Origin of the sequence: Lysinibacillus sp. OF-1, assembly GCF_028356935.1 — a bacterium.
Classification (GTDB): domain Bacteria; phylum Bacillota; class Bacilli; order Bacillales_A; family Planococcaceae; genus Lysinibacillus; species Lysinibacillus fusiformis_D.
The window spans coordinates 964,104-977,998 of the sequence record NZ_CP102798.1 but is presented as its reverse complement, the minus strand read 5'-3'; the positions used below and the strand labels follow the sequence as shown (position 1 = coordinate 977,998).

At 38.6% G+C, this 13,895-nt stretch carries 15 protein-coding genes; 2 read left to right on the top strand and 13 right to left on the bottom strand.

Annotated features, from left to right (window positions below):
• Nucleotides 1-16: 16 nt before the first annotated feature.
• The 11 genes from NV349_RS04550 to NV349_RS04500 form a co-directional block, all read right to left on the bottom strand.
• Complete coding sequence (locus NV349_RS04550) at nucleotides 17-2,239, bottom strand: penicillin-binding protein (protein ID WP_051891697.1); 2,223 nt, start codon at nucleotides 2,237-2,239, stop codon at nucleotides 17-19.
• Nucleotides 2,236-2,607 (bottom strand): cell division protein FtsL, encoded by a 372-nt coding sequence (ftsL2, locus tag NV349_RS04545; RefSeq protein WP_036125259.1) that lies wholly within the window; start codon nucleotides 2,605-2,607, stop codon nucleotides 2,236-2,238. The genes NV349_RS04550 and ftsL2 overlap by 4 nt, the downstream gene beginning before the upstream one ends.
• Nucleotides 2,608-3,558 carry a 16S rRNA (cytosine(1402)-N(4))-methyltransferase RsmH gene (gene rsmH / locus NV349_RS04540; protein WP_036125261.1) on the bottom strand — a complete coding sequence of 317 codons (951 nt, stop codon included), beginning with the start codon at nucleotides 3,556-3,558 and terminating at the stop codon, nucleotides 2,608-2,610.
• A 61-nt stretch (nucleotides 3,559-3,619) separates the two neighbouring features.
• The gene (mraZ, locus tag NV349_RS04535) at nucleotides 3,620-4,051 is read right to left on the bottom strand and encodes a division/cell wall cluster transcriptional repressor MraZ (protein WP_036125263.1); all 432 of its coding nucleotides are present in this window, start codon (nucleotides 4,049-4,051) and stop codon (nucleotides 3,620-3,622) included.
• A 253-nt stretch (nucleotides 4,052-4,304) separates the two neighbouring features.
• Complete coding sequence (gene bshC / locus NV349_RS04530; protein ID WP_036125265.1) at nucleotides 4,305-5,921, bottom strand: bacillithiol biosynthesis cysteine-adding enzyme BshC; 1,617 nt, start codon at nucleotides 5,919-5,921, stop codon at nucleotides 4,305-4,307.
• Between the two features lie 271 nt (nucleotides 5,922-6,192).
• A complete protein-coding gene (locus tag NV349_RS04525; protein WP_036125267.1) occupies nucleotides 6,193-6,588 on the bottom strand; it encodes a DUF3397 domain-containing protein in 396 nt (131 codons plus the stop codon).
• The gene (locus NV349_RS04520) at nucleotides 6,585-7,487 is read right to left on the bottom strand and encodes a ketopantoate reductase family protein (protein WP_089931935.1); all 903 of its coding nucleotides are present in this window, start codon (nucleotides 7,485-7,487) and stop codon (nucleotides 6,585-6,587) included. Before NV349_RS04520 ends, NV349_RS04525 begins: the two co-directional genes overlap by 4 nt.
• Before the next feature lie 212 nt (nucleotides 7,488-7,699).
• Nucleotides 7,700-8,077 (bottom strand): transcriptional regulator, encoded by a 378-nt coding sequence (locus NV349_RS04515; RefSeq protein ID WP_036125273.1) that lies wholly within the window; start codon nucleotides 8,075-8,077, stop codon nucleotides 7,700-7,702.
• Nucleotides 8,078-8,187: 110 nt separating this feature from the next.
• The gene (locus NV349_RS04510) at nucleotides 8,188-8,955 is read right to left on the bottom strand and encodes an enoyl-CoA hydratase/isomerase family protein (protein ID WP_036125279.1); all 768 of its coding nucleotides are present in this window, start codon (nucleotides 8,953-8,955) and stop codon (nucleotides 8,188-8,190) included.
• 163 nt (nucleotides 8,956-9,118) lie between these two features.
• Nucleotides 9,119-9,292 (bottom strand): 50S ribosomal protein L32, encoded by a 174-nt coding sequence (gene rpmF, locus NV349_RS04505; RefSeq protein WP_010858320.1) that lies wholly within the window; start codon nucleotides 9,290-9,292, stop codon nucleotides 9,119-9,121.
• Between the two features lie 24 nt (nucleotides 9,293-9,316).
• A complete protein-coding gene (locus tag NV349_RS04500) occupies nucleotides 9,317-9,850 on the bottom strand; it encodes a YceD family protein (RefSeq protein WP_036125282.1) in 534 nt (177 codons plus the stop codon).
• 167 nt (nucleotides 9,851-10,017) lie between these two features.
• On the opposite strand from NV349_RS04500, the gene NV349_RS04495 reads away from it, so the two are divergent.
• A complete protein-coding gene (locus NV349_RS04495) occupies nucleotides 10,018-11,229 on the top strand; it encodes a nucleotidyltransferase (RefSeq protein WP_036125284.1) in 1,212 nt (403 codons plus the stop codon).
• 51 nt (nucleotides 11,230-11,280) lie between these two features.
• On the opposite strand, the gene NV349_RS04490 is transcribed toward NV349_RS04495, so the two are convergent.
• Nucleotides 11,281-12,327, bottom strand: coding sequence for a SepM family pheromone-processing serine protease (locus NV349_RS04490; RefSeq protein ID WP_036125288.1), 1,047 nt, complete (start codon nucleotides 12,325-12,327; stop codon nucleotides 11,281-11,283).
• A gap of 118 nt (nucleotides 12,328-12,445) precedes the next feature.
• Here NV349_RS04490 and NV349_RS04485 point away from each other — a divergent pair, with 118 nt between their 5' ends.
• On the top strand, nucleotides 12,446-13,345 hold the full coding sequence (locus NV349_RS04485; RefSeq protein WP_230593889.1) for a hypothetical protein: 900 nt from the start codon (nucleotides 12,446-12,448) through the stop codon (nucleotides 13,343-13,345).
• Between the two features lie 57 nt (nucleotides 13,346-13,402).
• On the opposite strand, the gene coaD is transcribed toward NV349_RS04485, so the two are convergent.
• Complete coding sequence (coaD, locus tag NV349_RS04480) at nucleotides 13,403-13,894, bottom strand: pantetheine-phosphate adenylyltransferase (RefSeq protein ID WP_036125293.1); 492 nt, start codon at nucleotides 13,892-13,894, stop codon at nucleotides 13,403-13,405.
• Nucleotide 13,895 lies beyond the last annotated feature (1 nt).

Genomic DNA, 13,895 nt, shown 5'->3' with positions numbered 1-13,895 from the left:
GGACTTCTATTCAGTATTATTCATCCTCTATTTCTTCAACTTCACCCTCAGCGGGGGCTTCAACATCTTGCACAAAGCTTTCTGCAGGTGTTTTGAGCTTGACAACAATCGGTGAACTATCAGTGATGATAGTTCCTGCGGATACACTTTGACTCGCTACAAAGCCTTCACCGAAAATTTCCATCTCTAGCCCTGTCATGGATTTAAAAACAAGTAAATTGCGTAATGACCAATTCGTAAAGTCTGGCAATGTTATTTCGCCATCTGTCTTTAAAAATATAAAACTACCTTTTACAAGTTTTTGAGTGTTCGTTGGATATTGTTCAATAATTTTACCACCAGCGCCAACAATGATTGGCTGTAAACCATCATTCGCTAATTCTACCTCCACGGCTTCAGCACTTTGACCTGTATAATCTTGTATACTAACTTTATTGACATGCTGTACATCATCTGGATTGATGTTAAGATGCTTTAAGCTATTTAACATAACTGGGTTAAATACTTTTGACACTGGTACAGATCCAAGCTCGTTGCTCAACTTAGGTTTTTTCACTGAGACATAGACAATTAACTGTGGATCGTCTACAGGAGCCAAGCCTAAGAATGAATAGAGGTATTGGTTTGAAAGATATCCACCACTAGCTTTTGGAATTTGGGCAGTACCCGTTTTCCCAGCAACCTCATAATCCTCCAGTATAAAATCCTTCGCCGTACCTTTTTCTGAGGTTAACGTTGAAGCAAGGATTTCTCGTACTTGTTTCGCTGTATCAGCTTTAATTGGTTGTCCTTTTTCCACGGGCTCGTGCTTTTGAATAACTTTTCCAGTTGATGAGTCGACAATACGATCAATAACATACGGCTGCATCATTTTTCCATCATTCGCAATTGCTGTCATCGCTTGGATTAACTGAATAGGCGTTACTGTAGAACCTTGGCCGTAAGTTGTTGTCACTCGTTGAATAGGATACTTCGATAAAATAGTACCTGCCGCTTCATTCGGTAAATCAATACCTGTTTTATGACCAAAACCAAAGCGGTCCAGATATTCAATAAAGACATCATCACCAATCTTCGTTAATAAATGGGCCATACCCGTATTGGCAGATCGTTGGAACCCTTCTAAATAAGTAATCGGTCCCCAACCATATCTATTGTGATCTCGAATCGTACGGTCAAATACTGTATATGATCCTGACATAAACCATTCATTCGGTGTCCATTTTCCTGTATCAATAGCTGAAGCAAGCGTGAATGTTTTCATCGTTGATCCAGGCTCGATTGTCTCCTCAATCACCTCATTCAACCACTTCATATTTTGACTTTCACGTGTTTCAGGGTTGAACGTAGGACGCTGAGACATCGCTAAAATTTTCCCTGTTTTCGGATCTGCTACGACCGCTGTCATAGATTCAGGATTATATTCCTGTTCAACCTTTGTCATTGCTTCCTCTAAAAAGCTTTGGATTGTTTTATCGAGCGTTAAATAAATGTCATTCCCGTTTTTGGCAGGTGTCACCATTTTCTCGCTATTTGGGAGTAAGTAATGGAATGCATCCGTCTCATATTTAATCTTGCCATTGACGCCTGTTAGCTCTTTATCGTACGTATACTCTAGGCCCATTTCTCCCTTTGTTGTAACTGTTCCATCTTCATTATCCTTTTTCAGTGCATAGCCTATTAAATGGGAGGCAAATACACCATTTGGATAATAACGTTTTAAGTCACTGACAAATAGGATTCCTGGTAATTTTTCATCCTTTATTTTACTCATGACTTCGTGACTAATGCCTCGTCCAGCGCTGCCAAACTCAACTTGGTATAAAGGCTCGCCATCACTTCTATATCGATTGTTCAGTTTTTTAACAATCTCTTCTTCATTGTCCTTCATTGCTGGAATATACTTAGCCAAAACCTCGGCCGTTTTTTCAGAATCTACTACATGTCTTGGTTTCTTAGGATCTGTCGTAGCCTTTTCGCTTACAATGGCAATTATGCGGTAACTTAATGTATCTTCCGCAATTACTTGCCCATTTTGATCATAAATCTTCCCACGATTTGCTGTAAGTACACTTTCTTTACCATACTTCGCTGCGGCTCTCGCTGCAAGCTCTTGTCCTTCTACTTCCCCTGTCGCCTGAATCGTCACCATTCTTGTAAATAATAGAAAAAAGAGCCCTCCATAAAAAATTAATAATAGAAAGGCTCCCCATTGGAATCGAAATCTCTTTTTTTTCATTCTCCCGGCACTACCTTTACATTTTTCTCATTTTGAGTTAAACCGAGTTCTTTCGCTTTTTTCCATATGTTTTCGTATGTAGAAAGTTCACTCACACGAACCGTCAAGTCAACATTCTGTTTCGCAATCTCTTCTGCTTCTGATTCAATGTTTTGAATGTCTATACTTGTTGTTTGAATAGCTGCTTGTTTATTTAACACTATTACTCCTAAAACTATAATAATGCCAACTAAAGCAAGTAGCATTGTCTTTTCAAACTTCTGGTTCGGTTTTTTACGACGTATGATAGTGGGTTGTGGACTAGGTGGTGTTATCGGTTGTTGCACTTGTTGATGTTGGTGCTGTTGCCTTACACGAACTGCTGCCATTTACTCACGCCCTTTGTCGTTAATTTTCTCCACCACTCTAAGCTTCGCTGAACGTGCACGATTATTGACTGCCAATTCTTCATCAGAAGGAATAATTGGCTTTCGTGTAATCAGCTTTAAAGTTGGCTTCATGTCATCAGGAATTACAGGTAAGTTTGGTGGTAATTCCGGTAATGATGACGCTTCCTTAAAGATTGTCTTACATAGGCGGTCCTCCAATGAATGGAACGTAATGACACTAATGCGCCCCCCTACGTTAATCATATCAATCGCATCGACTAATGAATCCTCTGCTGCGCCTAGCTCATCATTGACAGCAATTCGTATTGCTTGGAAAATGCGCTTTGCTGGATGTCCACCTTTTCGGCGTGCCGCTGCTGGAATACCCTCTTTAATTAATTCTACAAGGTGACCAGTTGTTTCAATTGGAGCTACTTTACGAGCTTCTTCGATTTTACGAGCCACTTGCTTTGAAAACTTTTCTTCCCCATAACGGAAAAATATCCGAACGAGATCTTCATATGCCCAATGATTGACAACATCAAATGCTGTCAGCGTTGCTGTTTGATCCATACGCATATCAAGTGGTGCATCATGGTGATAGCTAAAGCCTCGTTCAGGTGTATCTAATTGTGGAGAAGATACGCCTAAGTCATACAAAATGCCATCAACCTGCTCGAAACCATGAGCTACTAGTTCCTCTTTTAAATAACGGAAATTCGAATGAATAAATGTAACACGCTCAATATAGGGCGCTAATCGAATTTTCGCATTTTCAATGGCCGTCGTATCTTGGTCAAAGCAAATCAAACGACCTTTATCTGATAATTGTTGTACTAAATATTCACTGTGACCTGCACCACCTAGCGTACAGTCCACATATACACCATCAGGATCGATGTTCAACCCATCAACAGTTTCTTTTAATAACACGGTTGTATGATCGAACATACCACACGCTCCTTTCAGGCCTTAACCTCATACAACTATCGCGTTGTAATACCTATAAAAGTTAAAAATCAAAGCCAATCATATTTTCTGCAATTTCATTAAAAGATTGTTCAGACTCACTAAAGTAAGCTTCCCAAGCATCTTTTGCCCAAATCTCAATTCGATTTGAAACCCCTAACACCACACACTCTTTTACAAGATGTGCATGTTGCATGAGAGTAGTTGGGATATTGATACGCCCTTGCTTGTCTATTTCTACCTCTGTTGCTCCAGAAAAGAAAAACCTTGCAAATGCTCGGGTATCTTTTTTGGTCATTGGTAAACCTTTTAATTTTTCTTCGAGTTTTCGCCATTCATTCATAGGATAGCCAAATAGACAGTTATCGAGACCTCTTGTGACAACAAACGTTTCGCCTAAAGCTTCACGAAATTTTGCCGGTACGATTATTCGCCCTTTTGCATCAACGGAGTGTTGATATTCTCCCATGAACATACTACTCACCCCACTTTATTAAATAATGTACCACATCCCCCCACTTTCCTCCACTTTTTTTAAAAAAAACTTGACATTTTATCACTTAATATGCAATTTGGCCTTTAGGATTTTTTTTGATATATGCTAAAGGACATAAGAAAAGAGCTACCCTTAGTAGGATAGCTCTTTATATACTATTTTTCTCGACATTATTCACCAAATCCATATGGAGGTAAACAAATAATTAGGTAAAAAGAACTTATTTCATTATTTATAAATAGAGTAAATAGTGGTGCTTACCAATGCTGTAATTTTGTTTCAGCATTTCGGTAATTAGCATAGGTCCAAACTCATTGATATATTGGTATGGATTATAGGTTCTCTCTTGGAAACCATCATTTGGATACAATTCATGTTGCAGCGTCATAAATTTACGAATCGTCGCTTCATGCTTGCTTAGTACAGTTTGTTCAATTTTTTGCTGTAGATAATCAAATTGCTTCTCATGATTTTCTTGGTTTTTCACAAGGATCTTTTCTAAATGCAAATGCTGTTTTTCTAAATAGGAAGCTAGCTCCTCATATTTTTCTGTTACTATCTGCTGCATAGCTTGAATTTGTCGTTTTGCTTCACTGTCCTGCACGTCTGCAATAAAACGTTCTTTTAACTGCAATGCTTTGCCTTCCCATACATCCGTCACAGTTAGTTGATGCTCACGTAATAATTGCTCTGCGTGACGTGTAACAATTGTGATATGAAGACGAGGCGCAAAAATCGGCATTTGTAAATCTAATGCTGAAAATGCATTTTTCAGTGTTGCCCAATAAGCCAATTCACCTGGGCCACCAACAAATGCCAACACAGGCAGTGTCATCTCCTGCATTAACGGACGAGTCACTACATTATTACTTAAACGTTCAGGATGCTTGTCAGCAATTGCCAACAGCTCATCCTGTGTAAATTTGAGATTTGCCGCTAAATTAACAAATAGCTCATTTTTTCTTTCTAAAAGATGACGTTCTCCATCCTCTACATAAAATAAATTGGCCGCTTCATATGTCGCCAAAATAGGCTTACCATAGCCAGCACGCTCCAGTTCCTCTTCCTGTTCCGTTACTATTCTAGCAATTTCTTCATTGTAGTGGATGATTTGCGCAAAATATTTGCTTTCAAATTGACGGAATTGGAAGTTGGCTGCATCAATTAACAGCAGGCCTTCCTCTTTGAATAGTTGATTCATCAAACAGGCAAAGAAGTCTGTAAATGTTTCACTTTCGTTCAGCGCGTCTACTAGTTGCTTCATCAACGCTTCCGTATACTCTGTCTCACCAATATCCCGAACAATTGTATTAATCAATTGCGTCATCAACTCTTTATTTAGAACTGTTGCAGAAGCCATCGTTTTACGTCTAGAGCGCTCACTATACGCACGCTTTTTTAGTAATTCTCCATGTACTGTATAAGTGTGATTAATCTCTTCTAAGTCGTGATCCTCTCCAGCTATCCAAAAAACAGGAATGACAGGCTGTTGAAGCTTAGCACTTTGCTCTTTCGCTAATGCTATCACTGAAATAGCTTTATGAACGGAGTAAAGAGGGCCAGTTAAGATACCTGCTTGTTGTCCACCGACTACCACCATAGCTCCTTGCTCTAGTTGTTCTAAATGTTCATTCGCCTTGTTAGAAAGCCCAAGCGGCTCCATAAATTGACGAATGATGGCTGTTAATTCTTTTTGGTCTCGAGCATGTTGTGCTAAATGCTTCGCTCTTTCCTCAAAAGCTTGATCATTATACTCATACTCAAAAAATTGATGAATGGCGGTATTTGGCGACCAGTAATCTGCTAGCACATGATTTTTTATAGGTACTTGGATAGACTCCAGTTTCATTTAACATAAACTCCTCTACTCACTAAATCATTTTCTTACTCCATAATGAGAAATTAATTCCATTCATACTATGCACATGATGTCTTAAATGTTTTTAGCCCATCTTTCATCATTACATAAGCTAGCAACAGCACAAGATGACTAAACTATGCTTATAGCACTAAGATCTATGAATTTAATCAATATTCCCATTCATAAAGAATGATTTTTTTATAACTAATTTTGATGCTATTATTTTAACGCTTATAGCTTCAACATGAAAAGAAAATGCTTAGACAACCTGTAAATATTCTACAATGGATTGAATAACCCCCACTATCCAGATCACTACATAGGCTGTACTAAGTATTAAAAATAAAAAACGCCAAATTTTCTTTAGTAACGGCTTTACTTCTATTTCCTTTTTAGTTCTCCAATCAATATATGTAAAAATCATAGCCATCATTATCGCAAGCATGACTAAAAGTGCTCCTACATTCACGCGCCACAGCACCCCAATAGCTAATGGAACAGAAAAAAACAAGCACAATGTCGTCACATCAGATGCTGCTCCAAAAGCATGTGTGCCGCGAATTTTAACCTTTCTGCCAACAAGATAAACAATGACAAAAAGAACAATTGGACAAAAAATGATGATACTAATCAGTATATGTAAAAAGTCTTTCAACTTCGTTCACCGCTCTCCTCTATTGCAAGTACTTGGTGATATAAAGTACGCAAAGTAGGTAAATTATGACCGTTAGCTAAAGCTTTGTTTAGAATGACACCAACAATTGTTTCAATTTCACTTTTTCGACCCTGTAGACGATCTGTAAGCATAGATGATGTATTCTTGGCCGTTTTCCTACATAAGTCTACCACATCAGTAAAAGGTATAGTCTGTTCAATAGCTTGAAAAGCTTCTGTAAGCTCTTTATAAATAGTTTCCATAAGTAAAAACGCCTGTTGATTCGTTACCAACTCACCGTTCTTCACTTGCAATACAGCTGATAATGGATTAATTAAGCTATTTAGCACTGCTTTTTCAAAAAGCATTTGCTCAGCATTACGAACCAGCTCAACAGGAAACAAAGAATTTTGTAATTGTAATAGCTTTTGAAAGATCCGTTGATCCCCTCTTTCTACCGCAAGTTTACAGTGTCCCACTCCTCTATGTTGAACTGTTGCTTGCCCCATCATTTGAGCACCAAAAGAAATTGAACAAAAGGCAATATTTTTTTGTGGCAAGGTGAGTGCCTCCTCGAAATGCGCTAAGCCGTTTTGCATAAAAAGCAATGGCATATCACTCGATAATGCAGCAAATTGTTTGTAGAGCTTTTGCAAATGACCATATTTAACAGCAATCACAAGTAAATCTTGTGGTGGTAGAGTGGCCAAATCTGTAGTAGAAACAACATTTTGCACAGTTTTGGTACCATCAACATTGATACGTGTTAACTGCTTTGTATTTAGCTCATTGACCTGTTCCTGCCTCCTTGCAACCAACGTTACTGACATACCCGATTCCGCTAAAAAGCTCGCTGTTAGTTGACCTACCGCTCCTGCACCAATTACCGCTACGTCCATCTTCTCCACCCCTCCTTCGTTTGAATGTTTTCGGCACAAAAAAACAATTGCTAAACCAAAATAAAACTATAAGAATAAGGTGCCTCAGATTACTTCTAAGGCACCTTCTATGCAGGTTCTTTTATTATACAGGATAGACCGATTGTTGACGATACACTGAAAGGGTTTTATCGCCAGGAAAGAAAAATAATGTAGTCATCATACTTAGAACTTTAATCTTTCATCAATGAGTAGCCCTGTTGTAGCCATTTCACTAACTTATCATGCTCATTTTGCAATTCACGATGCTTCATCTCAAGCGTTTGATAAGCCTCCGTTAATTCGTCAAAACTTGTCAATGCCAATTTCAAGTGACTTCGCATAGATTGTTGGGGCTGATTTCGAACAGCTAATAGTGACTGACTATATTGACCACGCAATGTTTTATTCCAGCGGAAGCCACAAGCTTGCTTTGTACGACCCAATTCTACAGCCGCCATTTCAAAGGCTTCTAGCTGTGTTTTGCCATTTTGCACATTATGCAACACAATTTCTGCTAGTCTTTCATCGTCTTCCTTTGTCCATTGATCTTTTCTTTTTTTCAATTCCATAATCTATCACCCTCGCATTTTTTACTACTATATGCACAAGTGGGCAAAATAGAATCATTGCATGAAAAAAGACAGTGATGATGTTTCCCTCTCATCACTGCCTTTATACATTACTTATTATTCTTCTTGGTCAAGAAATTATTAACTGCTTGGTGATGCGCTTCACTTTCCCACAGCTTCGCGCAAGTACGAACTTCCTCCATCACACGCTCATACATATTGCGTTCACGCCACTTCCGAAGTTCAATTTCCTTATAGGCTTTATGAACAGCAGGATGAATTTTTCGCATATGTTCAATAAAATCATTTAAAGCCTCTTCTTTTGAGCCTTCAAATACACGCATCGCCCATCCAATTTCATATAGTAGTTGTGCAGGATACGGCTTTGCATCTACTAGCATCTTCATCGCGCGATCATGGCGTAAACCTCGTTCAAATAAATATGTACCGCCACCCCATCCACTTGTAATGGCTAATGTACCTTGAATAAAGCCACATTTCGCGTGACTTGCCACTAAACGGAAATCACAAGCTGTTGCAATTTCACAGCCGCCGCCAACAGCAGTACCATTTATAAGCGCTATAGTGGGCACAGGTAACGTAGCAAGATCGTATAATATTTTCCCCATCTTACTTAACATACCAAATGCCTCATCCTCTGTTTCCAGTGAATGAAACTCAGATAAATCCCCTCCTGAGCAAAATGATTTATCGCCTGCACCTGTCACTACCAAAAAACGCACATCTTCATGCTGACGAATATATGTAATGACTTCTTGAAGACCATTCATAACCTCATCATTGACAGCATTCCGCTTCTCTTCACGGTTAATGGTAAATGTCATAACGCCATCATGATTATCAATTGTGTAAGACATACTGTTACCCCCTTTATTCCTGTGAATAAATTGTATCACACAATTATTTTACTATTGTAAAGAACTTTATAATCAACGAAATATTCCGTCTTTTTAAGCTAACAAAAAGGCTAGTAAAGAGCCATGGTCTCTCTACTAGCCTTTTAAGTGAGCAAACACTGTATTATTTGCTTACTACTTCTTTACCTTTGTATTGTCCGCAAGCTTTGCAAACACGGTGTGATAATTTTGCCTCACCACAGTTAGGGCAAGCTACCATACCAGGTACAGATAATTTGAAATGCGTACGACGCTTTCTTTTTGCAGTTTTAGAAGTTCTTCTAAATGGTACAGCCATTGATGGCACCTCCTTACAGATCGTCTATTCGTCTGTTTGATCAAAATACTTAGCTAAAGAAGCTAGTCTTGGATCCACTTTTTGTTCGTCAGCTTTTTTGTGTAGCTTTACGTCTTCATCTGTTGCATAAGACCAGTTTTTACCGCCCTGCACTTGTCCTTCAGAATCTTCCTTGAACACTTGCATTGGTACCTCAAGCAATACTAATTCCTCGAGAATTGGTTTCATGTCGATGACTTCACCTTCTATATAGTGAATGTCTCCGTCATCGTCTCCTCGTTTATCTTCATCAATCCAGCTAAAAATTTCAACTGTTTCGACTTCAATTGGAAACTCAACATCCTCCCACGTGCGAGCACATGGCAGTGTTAACGTTGCTGTCACAGTTAACTGACATGTCATTTGCGATGCACCAAAAGTACATAGCCCTTTTACATGAACGGGCGAAATTGCTCGAATATCCTGGTTTCGCTCCATCACTTCGTCCAGCTGGACAAAGGCATCGATTGGCATCCCGTTTTGGCGGTATTTAGATAATTGATGAATTGACCATTTCATTCGTTTAATCACCTCGAGACAACAATGTTGATTATATAATGTGTAAAAATAGATGTCAAGATAATTTCTTGTCACCACTTAAAAACCCACTTATAATTAAATACTATGAGAAGTGTATTTGCTCCTAACAGTTTCAAATAATGACACAAATTATAAGGGGGAAAAGCATGCAAGCAGTTGGAATTGTCGTTGAATATAATCCTTTTCACAACGGACATGCTTATCATTTAAAACAGGCTAAAAAAGTAGCACAGGCGGAACTTGTTATCGCTGTTATGAGCGGCACATTTTTACAACGTGGAGAGCCAGCCATGGTAGATAAATGGACACGTACTAAAATGGCGCTTGCTGGTGGTGTAGATATTGTTATTGAGCTGCCCTACGTCTATAGTACAGCACCAGCCACAGATTTCGCAAAAGGTGCCATTTCCTTATTAAGCGCCGTTGGCTGTGACTCATTTGCCTTCGGAAGTGAAGAAGGCTCGATTCAACCCTTTTTAAACACATATGAGTTGATAGACCACAACCGTGCAGAATATGACATGCTTATTAAAAACAGCCTTAAAACAGGTGCAAGCTATCCGAAAAGCCTACATTATGCCTATGAACAGCTTTCTCAGAAGTTCCCTGCTCCATACATTGATCTCGCACAGCCAAATAATATACTAGGCTTTCATTATCTTGAAGCAGCGAAATCACTTAACAGTCACATCAAACCACTAACTATTTCTCGCGTAGCTGCAGGATACCATGATGCATTAAAGGAAGACACATCGATTGCAAGTGCCACTGGTATACGTAAAGCACTTGCGTCTACAAATTCTTTACAGAGTGTGCAAAATGTTGTTCCTGAGACTACTTATAGTTATTTAACAGACTGGCATAAACAGTATAGTCAATTTGCAAGCTGGGAAGCATTTTGGCCGTTATTACAGTTTACCATCATCAGACACACGCCTTCAGAACTGACTCGTTATGCAGAAGTAACAGAGGGAATTGAAAATGCTATTGTGAAAGCAGCCAAAACTAGCTCCTCCTTCAATAGCTTTATGGAAAAAATTAAATCTAAACGTTATACATGGACCCGCCTTCAACGCATGATAACACATATATACACGGGGTTTACAAAAGAGCAGCTTCAAAGTTTCGAAGCACCCTCTTATATTCGGCTATTAGGTATGAGCTCGGTGGGGCAAGCTTATTTAGGTAAGCAAAAAAAGGATATCCAATTACCTTTAATTAGCCGAGTGGCAGCTACCAATGATGCAATGTTAGCAATAGATATACATGCAGCAGAGCTATACAATTTAAGTATCGAACAAGGCACAAAGGATTGGACTCTTCCCAAAGATTATCAAACACCCCCTATCCGTTGTTAATGGCTATCAAAAGGGATGCTAGTAAAATTCTAGCATCCCTTTTTCGCTCTATTATTTCGGCTGTAGTTGCTTTAAATAGCTAATGGCATCGTCAACCGTTTTCACCGGAACGATTTTCATTTTAGTTTTGATCTCTTTGGCCGTTTTAACAGCCGTCGAATAGTTAGATTCTAGCTCTGGGTATTTCGCTTTCATTTCTTGAGAAATTTCATCATCGGGCGCGAAGAAGATTTCCATGTCGTCCCGATCAGCGGCAATGACCTTATAATCAATCCCGCCAATTCTACCAACCGATCCATCTACTAACATTTCACCCGTACCAGCAATAGCATAACCCTTTGTTAAATCTTCATCAAGAAGCTGGTCCAATATTTCAAGTGTAAACATCAAGCCAGCAGAGGGCCCTCCAATATCCTCTGTTTTCATCGTCACTTTTGGCATTGTTTCAATCGATTTACTTTCCGTATAAGAAATACCTAACCCTGCTCTATGTTCCTGTGTATTCGGAATCTCCTGTAAGGTAATCGTCTCCTGTTTTTGCTCTTCATTACGTATAAATTGTATTGTTACCTTATCTCCAAGCTGTTTAGGTTTTAAAAGGTCAACAAGCATTTGCTGACTAGTTATTTTTTGACCGTCAACCTCGATAATTTCATCCCCAGCTTTTAAAATGCCATCAGACGCTCCTCCATCTAACACATTTAATATAAATACACCGTTAAAATGAACTTTAGTCTCTAATCCTGCTCTTTGGAAAGCTACATATTTCGCATTAAATTGGGAATCAGACATTAATTTTAACTGTCGAATATTATATTCCTCATCATCCTCTAAAGGATTGCGTACTTGTTCAATATCCATTAGCTTTTGATATTTTTGAACTTTAGCCCACAAATACGAAAATGGGGTGGCTTGCTGCATCGCGACAGTCATTAAGCTTAAAGACCCCACACTATCAGCCTCTTTGCTATCTACCGTCACGAATTTACTGACATCATATGCACTTCCAGGTTTCATAATATACGCGTCTAGTCGGTATAACATCATAAAACAAATCACGACTATTAACACTGCATAAATACCAATTTTTTTCTTCACTTGAAAACACCTCCTAGGACGCTTGCAAAACCATACGTTCATGTTTTTGCCTTTCTCACATATATTGATTTTAGCATTTGCCTATGTGAATGACAAAAAGTTGAAACGAGTTGATAACATGTTTGCTACAATTCAAATAGTGCTCTGCGTAATTCTAATTCTCTTACTCTTGTTATTCCCACAAACCGCTCATAGTGGTACTGATTTAGGCGTTAACCTTTTCATGGAAGCACTTTTTCCGTATTTATTGCCGTATCTAGTATTAACACAATGGCTTCTGCGTTTAACTGCCCCTATGCGTACTAAAACGAAAAGGGCCTCATTATACGTACAAGCCTACATTATTAGCGCACTTGGAGGCTATCCAACAGGGGCAACAACCATTGTTTATTTAAAAAATAGTGGTCAATTACACCCCAAAGAGGCAAATTTTCTACTAGCTGTTTGTCATGCACCAAGTCCACTGTTCGTTTTAGGTTTTGTAAGTCTTGATTTACTACACAGTAATACGTTTGGATGGTTGTTTTTATGTTTACTACATACGTTTAATATTTGTTGCTTAGTAATTGGCTACTACTTATTTCGCAAAACTGACCCACCCACTATTTCCGTACACAACACACCACTGTATAGTGCACCATTTTCAGAAAGTATTAAAGAAACAGCTCCAACAATTCTGTTAGTTGGTACAACCATCATCTTTTTCACAACCATTCAGACCATTGTCCAACAGGGGCTAGATCAACTAATCCCTAAACTTCCCTATACGATTGAACTTTCTCTTGCAGCTATTCTTGAGGTGACGAATGGTCTTAAAATGACCGTTACAGCCTTCCCAGATCTTCCACATATCACCTTACTAGTTGTCATTTTATTAACGATGCAAAGTATTAGTATTCACTTACAAATCTTCGTTATCGCAAAATCAGCAAAACTTTCTGTCAGACCCTATATCAAATTCCGCCTCCTTAGCATAATCATTGTTCCGACTATTTATGCTCTATTTTTTCTGAAATAATGATCGCTCTATGTACCAAAAAGAGGATGTCACTTTGCTTTGACATCCTCTGCATAATTATTGCGCAAAATCATATTTATCTTGTAAAGCCTTTACGACACAAGTAGGAACTAGCTCACTAACATCGCTACCGTATTTCGCAACCTCTTTTACTATACTGGAACTTAGGAATGAATATTGGTTTTTCGTCATAATGAAAAATGTTTCAATTGTTTCATCTAGAAAACGGTTCATAGAGGTAATTTGCATTTCATATTCAAAGTCTGAAACAGCTCGTAAACCACGTACAATGGCCTTCGCCTTTTTTTCTTTAGCATAGTCTATTAAAAGACCTGAAGAGCTTTCTATACGGACATTCGGTAATGCTTTTGTTACTTCAGCCATTAAGGCCATGCGTTCCTCTACAGAAAACAACGGATTCTTTGCTGAATTGTTTAATACTGCTACATATACGATGTCAAACACATCTGCCGCACGTTTGATAATATCAAGATGGCCGAATGTGACAGGGTCAAAACTTCCTGGAACTACAGCAATTTTCTCAGACAAC

Excerpts from the sequence above, each read along its gene's own strand:
- NV349_RS04550 (WP_051891697.1), bottom strand. The coding sequence starts at position 2,239 with ATGAAAAAAAAGAGATTTCGATTCCAATGGGGAGCCTTTCTATTATTA.
- ftsL2 (WP_036125259.1), bottom strand. The coding sequence starts at position 2,607 with ATGGCAGCAGTTCGTGTAAGGCAACAGCACCAACATCAACAAGTGCAA.
- rsmH (WP_036125261.1), bottom strand. The coding sequence starts at position 3,558 with ATGTTCGATCATACAACCGTGTTATTAAAAGAAACTGTTGATGGGTTG.
- mraZ (WP_036125263.1), bottom strand. The coding sequence starts at position 4,051 with ATGTTCATGGGAGAATATCAACACTCCGTTGATGCAAAAGGGCGAATA.
- bshC (WP_036125265.1), bottom strand. The coding sequence starts at position 5,921 with ATGAAACTGGAGTCTATCCAAGTACCTATAAAAAATCATGTGCTAGCA.
- NV349_RS04520 (WP_089931935.1), bottom strand. The coding sequence starts at position 7,487 with ATGGACGTAGCGGTAATTGGTGCAGGAGCGGTAGGTCAACTAACAGCG.
- NV349_RS04515 (WP_036125273.1), bottom strand. The coding sequence starts at position 8,077 with ATGGAATTGAAAAAAAGAAAAGATCAATGGACAAAGGAAGACGATGAA.
- NV349_RS04510 (WP_036125279.1), bottom strand. The coding sequence starts at position 8,955 with ATGTCTTACACAATTGATAATCATGATGGCGTTATGACATTTACCATT.
- rpmF (WP_010858320.1), bottom strand. The coding sequence starts at position 9,292 with ATGGCTGTACCATTTAGAAGAACTTCTAAAACTGCAAAAAGAAAGCGT.
- NV349_RS04500 (WP_036125282.1), bottom strand. The coding sequence starts at position 9,850 with ATGAAATGGTCAATTCATCAATTATCTAAATACCGCCAAAACGGGATG.
- NV349_RS04495 (WP_036125284.1), top strand. The coding sequence starts at position 10,018 with ATGCAAGCAGTTGGAATTGTCGTTGAATATAATCCTTTTCACAACGGA.
- NV349_RS04485 (WP_230593889.1), top strand. The coding sequence starts at position 12,446 with ATGTTTGCTACAATTCAAATAGTGCTCTGCGTAATTCTAATTCTCTTA.